Origin of the sequence: Porphyromonas gulae DSM 15663, assembly GCF_000378065.1 — a bacterium.
In the GTDB taxonomy this organism is placed as follows: Bacteria; Bacteroidota; Bacteroidia; order Bacteroidales; family Porphyromonadaceae; genus Porphyromonas; species Porphyromonas gulae.
Map to the genome: position 1 here is coordinate 1 of NZ_KB899193.1, position 6,312 is coordinate 6,312.

Annotated in this window: 7 protein-coding genes and 1 pseudogene; 7 read left to right on the forward strand and 1 reads right to left on the reverse strand. The window is 46.7% G+C overall.

What is annotated here, in order from left to right; genetic code table 11:
• The 7 genes and pseudogenes from F452_RS12955 to F452_RS0110255 form a co-directional block, all read left to right on the forward strand.
• A pseudogene (locus F452_RS12955) lies at positions 1-171 on the forward strand (IS4 family transposase); the annotation flags it as partial.
• 225 nt (positions 172-396) lie between these two features.
• Entirely contained in the window at positions 397-1,209 is an 813-nt protein-coding gene (locus F452_RS0110230) for an outer membrane protein assembly factor BamD (RefSeq protein ID WP_018966097.1), read from the forward strand.
• A 142-nt stretch (positions 1,210-1,351) separates the two neighbouring features.
• The gene (locus F452_RS0110235; protein WP_004584487.1) at positions 1,352-1,684 is read left to right on the forward strand and encodes a DNA-directed RNA polymerase subunit omega; all 333 of its coding nucleotides are present in this window, start codon (positions 1,352-1,354) and stop codon (positions 1,682-1,684) included.
• A gap of 31 nt (positions 1,685-1,715) precedes the next feature.
• Complete coding sequence (locus tag F452_RS0110240) at positions 1,716-2,174, forward strand: DUF4293 domain-containing protein (protein ID WP_018966098.1); 459 nt, start codon at positions 1,716-1,718, stop codon at positions 2,172-2,174.
• 272 nt (positions 2,175-2,446) lie between these two features.
• Positions 2,447-2,758 carry a DUF3467 domain-containing protein gene (locus F452_RS0110245; protein ID WP_018966099.1) on the forward strand — a complete coding sequence of 104 codons (312 nt, stop codon included), beginning with the start codon at positions 2,447-2,449 and terminating at the stop codon, positions 2,756-2,758.
• A gap of 3 nt (positions 2,759-2,761) precedes the next feature.
• Entirely contained in the window at positions 2,762-3,898 is a 1,137-nt protein-coding gene (gene pdxB, locus F452_RS0110250) for a 4-phosphoerythronate dehydrogenase PdxB (RefSeq protein ID WP_018966100.1), read from the forward strand.
• A 9-nt stretch (positions 3,899-3,907) separates the two neighbouring features.
• Positions 3,908-4,633, forward strand: a complete 726-nt coding sequence (locus tag F452_RS0110255; RefSeq protein WP_018966101.1) for an SDR family NAD(P)-dependent oxidoreductase — start codon at positions 3,908-3,910, stop codon at positions 4,631-4,633.
• A 1,113-nt stretch (positions 4,634-5,746) separates the two neighbouring features.
• Here the strand turns inward: F452_RS0110255 and F452_RS0110265 are convergent.
• A partial coding sequence (locus F452_RS0110265; RefSeq protein WP_018966103.1) for an ISAs1 family transposase occupies positions 5,747-6,312 on the reverse strand: 566 nt, incomplete at its 5' end.

A 6,312-nucleotide genomic window follows, 5' to 3' on the forward strand; every position in this document is an offset into this window, starting at 1 on the left:
TGGACTGCCCTAACAACAATGTTGCTACTCTGTTGGCTAAAGCATACTGCTCGTTACAAATGGGGGCTGGCAAACCTTGTCGTGTCGTTAAGGCTGAACACTTTTACCAAAATTGATCTTGAAAAGTGGCTTAACGAACCCTTCAAACCGCCTCCGGATGACAACAATTAGGGGAAAGGCGGGATTAAAATTCTTATTTTTTCGTTGGGCTGTATAACTCAACGGGTTACGCCTAACTCATAATTTATTTAGGACAACATTGCTCAAATACACAAAAAACTTCCTATTACACAATGAATTAATAAATAAAATGTAGGCCAATTGCCGTGCAAAGGTCTCATATATATGGAAAACGGCTATCTTTGCGAGGTTAAGTCCATCATAAGACAAAAACAGATGACAATCAGAAAGCTCATTTTTTTCGCTGCACTGACATTCCTTTTTGCATCCTGCGGAGAGTTCATAAGGATACAACAGAGCCCCGATGCAACCCTCAAGTATTCTTATGCCAAGAAGTTCTACAACGAACGGAAGTACAGCAAGGCAGCCTCTTTGCTGGAAGATGTGCGAGGCATATACGACGGCACGGGCGAAGGCGAGCAGCTGATGTATCTGCTGGCAGAATGCTATTTCGAGATGAAGCGCGACGCCGATGCCGGTCTCTGCTATCAGGAGTACTACAATAAATATCCCAAGGGAGCACGCGCCGATGAGGCCCGCTACAAAGCAGGATATTGTTTCTACCAAGCATCACCAGACTCGCGATTAGACCAATCGGACACTTATTCGGCTATTCAGGAGCTACAGTCATATCTCGATTTTTATCCCAATGGCAAATACACCAAAGAGGTTGAGAAGATGCTGTTCGACCTGCAGGACAAACTTGCTTATAAGGAGTACAGGACGGCCAAGCTCTACTACAATCTCGGTTTGTATTTGGGCAATAACTACCGCTCTTGCATAGTCACAGCAGAGGCTGCATTGAAGACTTATCCATACACCAAGCATCGCGAAGAGCTGGTCTTCCTGATGCTTCAGGCTATGTACGAAGAGGCTTCTTTCAGCGTCAGCGAAAAGTTGCAAACGCGCTACCGTGATGTGGCAGACCAGTACTTTGCCTACATCAATGAATTTCCTAACGGGAAATACCTCAAGCAAGCCAAAAAGATCTACGACAACGTCAGCAAGCATATCTCACAAGACGCTTGACGAATGCTCATATACACCCGGGGAGTCTCTCCCATCGCAGCGACATGAAGGAGGCGGCAGAGGGTGGATCGACAAGGGAGCCGATCGGAAGGGAAAGGCCCTGGCACAAGTACGACTAAAAACAAAAACAATCATAAAATATATGGAGCTTAAGAAAATGAATGTCCCCATGGACACCATTACGCGCGACATGGTACGTCTGAGCGAAGACACGGAGAACGTGTACGAGACAGTGATGATCATAGCCAAGCGTGCCAATCAAATCGGGCAGCAAATGAAACAGGATCTGGAAAAGAAGCTTCAGGACTTTTCTTCTTCAAATGACAATCTGGAGGAAGTCTTCGAAAATCGTGAGCAGATCGAGATCTCGCGCTACTATGAGCATCTGCCCAAACCCGGTCTGATAGCTACGGCAGAATATGAGCAGGACAAGCTCTACTACCGTATGCCCGGAGCAACATCCACGAACGACTGATCTCTATTGACAACGCCAACTTTTTCGACTTATGTGGCAGAGAATTCAGACACTGTGGCTCCTGCTCGCAGGTATAGCTATGACGGTACTTCTATTCAAACCGATAGGGCTTTTGATAGGGCCGGAAGGACAAGGATACGTGATGAACGTATTAGGACTATATGCACCGGCTACCAATGCGCTGGTCAAGTCCACTTGGGGCCTTTTTGCACTTGATACCATCATCGTACTGATCTCGTTCGCTACCATATTCCTCTACAAAAAGCGAATCTTGCAGATCAGACTATGTATCTTCAATATCCTCGTGACGATAGGTTTTCTTATCTATTTGGGGATTCAGATTTGGCAGATATGCTCGGCTGAGAACTTGGAGTTCGGATTCCGTTTTTGGCTCTGCATGCCAATAGTCTCCATCATCCTGCACTACCTGGCCATTCGCGGTATAGGGGCTGATGAAGCTATGATACGAGCAGCCGAACGCCTGCGATAAGCTCGCCTTATCCCGTCCCGAATCAGGACGTGCTCACTTACCCTGTACAAAGTATGCCTCTGTCAAAAGAGCGTACTTCGTACAGGGTATGTTTTTGTCGGATGGGAGAAGGGCATTATCCGTAATTCGAGCCACAATAATTCCACTCGTGGCACGTGAACCCTTATTCGCATTTGGACGAAAGGAGTAACTTTGTTTGAAAGAGGGTAACGCCGCCGTACGTTATTCGGCTTGGCACTTCCCCTCATACCTCTTAAAAACATTCAAGAAAAATGGAAAACGAAAGCAAAACCATCAACATCGAACTGCCCGAAGAAATAGCTCAGGGCAACTACTGCAATCTCTGTATCGTGATGCACTCTCCGAGCGAATTTATCATGGACTTCATCCGTATGGTTCCGAATCGGGACAATGCACGAGTTCAGAATCGCATCATCCTGACTCCGGACAATGCCAAAAGGCTTTTGACCACTCTCTCGGACAACATCCGTCGCTACGAAGCAGAACACGGCGAGATCCGTACCGAGCAACGTGTATCGGATGCCACATTTACATTCCCAACCAAAATAAAAGGCGAAGCCTAAGAAATGCTTTCCTCTCCTCCGTCCGATCCTCTCAAAATAGTGGCGGAAGCATCCGTACCCTATTTGAGAGGTATTGTCGATCCCGTTGCTGACATTACTTACCTGCACTCGGGCCACTTCTCTCCCGATACGATACGTCATGCCCGGGCACTGATCGTCCGCAGCATCACCAAGTGCACACCGGCTCTTCTGCAAGGTACTGATGTACGGCTGATAACGACTGCCACGGCCGGATTCGACCATATCGACCGCGAATACTGCGAAAGCCATGGTATCCTCTGGCGCAATTCTCCCGGCTGTAATGCTACGGCCGTAGCGCAGTATGTAATGTGCTGCCTGTGCCGTCTGGCTTTGCGCGAGGGATTTTCCCTGAGAGAGAAGCTAATGGGTATAGTGGGTGTAGGCCATGTAGGCGGTGAGCTGAAACGTTTGGCCTCCGCCTATGGCATGAAGCTCCTGCTCTGCGATCCTCCTCGGTCGGAGGCAGAGCGGGACAGTAACTTTCTTCCCCTAAGCCGACTGGCGGAGCAGTGCGACATTATTTCATTCCACGTTCCCCTCACCCATGAAGGTCCTCATGCCACCTACCACCTCATCGATGAAGCTTTGTTACGAAGCTGCGCAGACAAAAAGCCCATCCTGATCAATGCTTGCCGAGGAGCCGTAGCGGATACCCAAGCTCTTATTCGGGCTGTCAGAGGCGGATGGCTCCAAGCCCTCGTAATAGATTGCTGGGAAGGAGAACCCAATATAGACCTCAGCCTGTTGGATTTGGCAGACATCGCGACTCCTCACATTGCAGGATTCTCTGCAGATGGGAAAGCCAATGGAGCCAGAATGTGCCTTGAAGCCATTACAGAAGTATTCGGACTGGAATTTCCCCTGCTGCATACTTTAGCCCCTCCCCCACCGACTCATCCCATCATAGACCTGACGCTCTTCCCCGACCATCGTATCGAAAGGGCTTTGCTGCATACCTTCGATCCGCTCGTACCGGATCGGTCGCTAAGAGCATCGCCGAAGACATTCGAAGAACAACGCAAAGCCTACCCACACCCTCGTGAGATGAAAGCTTTCACTGTCATAGGAGCCACTACGGAAGAGGCGGAAATTCTTCGTGGGATGGACTTCATTTCATAACAGAAAATCATGGAAACCAAACGAATCATTGTCGTAGGAGCGACCTCAGGCATCGGGCTTGATGTAGCTCGCCTGTTTATCTCTCGCGGTTGGCTCGTAGGTGTTGCCGGTCGCAATACCCAAATGCTCGATGCATTGAAGCAGGAGAATCCCTCTCAGGTTTATACAGCAGTAATAGACATCACGCATTCCGATGCTCCTGAACGGCTGTCTCGCCTCATCGAAGAAATGGGCGGTATGGATATATACTTCCACTCGTCCGGTATCGGTTATAACAATCCGCAACTGGACGAAACGAAAGAACTGGATACCCTCCGCACCAACGGAGAGGGATTTACCCGAATGGTCGGTGCCGCCTACCGCTATTTTCGCCTTCGGAAAGAGGGCCAAATAGTAGCCATCAGTTCGGTAGCAGCAACAAGAGGAATGGGATCCGCTCCTGCCTACTCCGCCACGAAACGCTTCCAAATGCACTATCTCCAATCCATACGCCAATTGGCCACAGCAGATAGCCTGCACCTGACCATCACGGAGATTCGTCCCGGATTTGTCGATACCCCCCTGTTGCGAGACGGTAAGTATCCAATGCTGATGGAGTCCAAGATAGTTGCCCAAGCAATAGTAAAGGCTGTCATCCGTCGAAAAAGACTGCTGACTTTCGACTGGCGCTATCGTTTACTGGTCGCTTTCTGGCGTATGATCCCCGTTCGAATATGGGAGAAAACAAGAGTATAAGGCCGAAAACAAATATTGATTGGACTAATATGCGCCTTTTTGGCCTAATATAGTTGCACGAGAAATACATCGCCTTATTTTTGTACTGTGTTTTTCATGGTATTAGATTTTAAGGTTAATAAGGAAGTAAGGGCTGTCGGGAGATAGCCCTTACTTTTTTTTGAAATCCGCCCTAACAAATCCCCTCCCTTCTATCCTCTAAGTGCCCCCCTTCATCTTCTTTGTGTCCGATCAGCATACGAATAAGTATGAAGAAGCATGGAAAGGATCTGTAATTCTACTGGCACGAATGCCGAATCATCCCTGCTTGTACTATCCATTGGTATAAAAACATGTGCCAAAAAAGTTTTCAACAACGAAGATGAGTTTAGAATCATTCTAAATAAGCACCCAAACGCAAGTGTTTTTGGCTGCCAAAGAGAAGATAGAACGAACTTCTTCAGATCAGGATACGAATATCGCAATACATGATAACGATCCATATACAAATCATTTACGATCTATATACAGATCGTTTTCAATTTATATACAAAACGATTTTAATTTATATATAGATCGTAAATGATTTGTATATGGATCGTGGGCTGAAAAAAGCCTTTTCAAGAGTTGAAATACAAAGAGGCACCCGCTCAATTCATGACCGAACCGAGCGGGTGCCTTATGCATTTGATCTATTATGGAAGTATTATCCCAATCCTATTCGTTGCCGAGATCCATGTGTTTGGGGAAGCAATATACGGTGCACGTATGAGTTCGGCCCAATCGGCCGGACAAATCAAGAGAAAGAGTAAAGTTCGGATACATGTCTAATGTCATTTAGCCGTTTAATACAAAACACCGTCGTTCGATAGAATCTCGCTGACATACTGCGATTTGGCTTTAACAGGAGATCTCTATCGCTCTGCAAATGTAACGAAAAAGACCGACCGGACAGAAACTCTTGAAAATTGACATTCGACTGCAAATTTCAGAATTAAGTATACAGTCTTGGCCGAAATAGGGATATTCACGGATTTTGAAACAAAGAAATTTACCGACAGTTTTGTGCCTGTAAAGAATGGTTCTGGTGCACCCTATAGAGAAAAACAGAATTTGAGAGCCAGGGCAACCGCATCAAATCTTTAGTAGCTTTTTGAGATAGTCTATATTCAGAGCGGCTTTGAACAACCTCTTCCGTAAGGATAGTTTGTCTTTGTGACCGGATACAATGGCTAAAGCAAACTTTCTCAAGGTGTTTAGATTGGTGGCTGAATAATCCTTACGAGCACGACAAGCATCCTCCCTAAAGGTTACATCCAAATGCCAATGGAGTCGATTCTCAATTCCCCAATGCCCTCGAATATATTGCCCGATTAACTGACAATCTTCGGGTGGTAAACTGCTGATATAATACTGTCTATCTATGCGGGTCTCTCCCTCTAAACTACTAATCTCACGCTCCACTTGAATTAAACTTCTCAAGCCTTGCCATTGACTATATTCCCCCTCGTCAAAGACCTCTGAAGCCGGTAATGTGGTATAAGTCCGCTTCTCAATACGACCATGATCTTTCTCCAAGGTCTCATAACGATGACACCTGTATTGTCCTGTGAAGCAATCCCGAACATCCTCATACAAGTGTTTTTGATTGCCTTTTAGGCTTAGAATGTAGTCGGCTTCTGATTGGATAATCTGCTCTG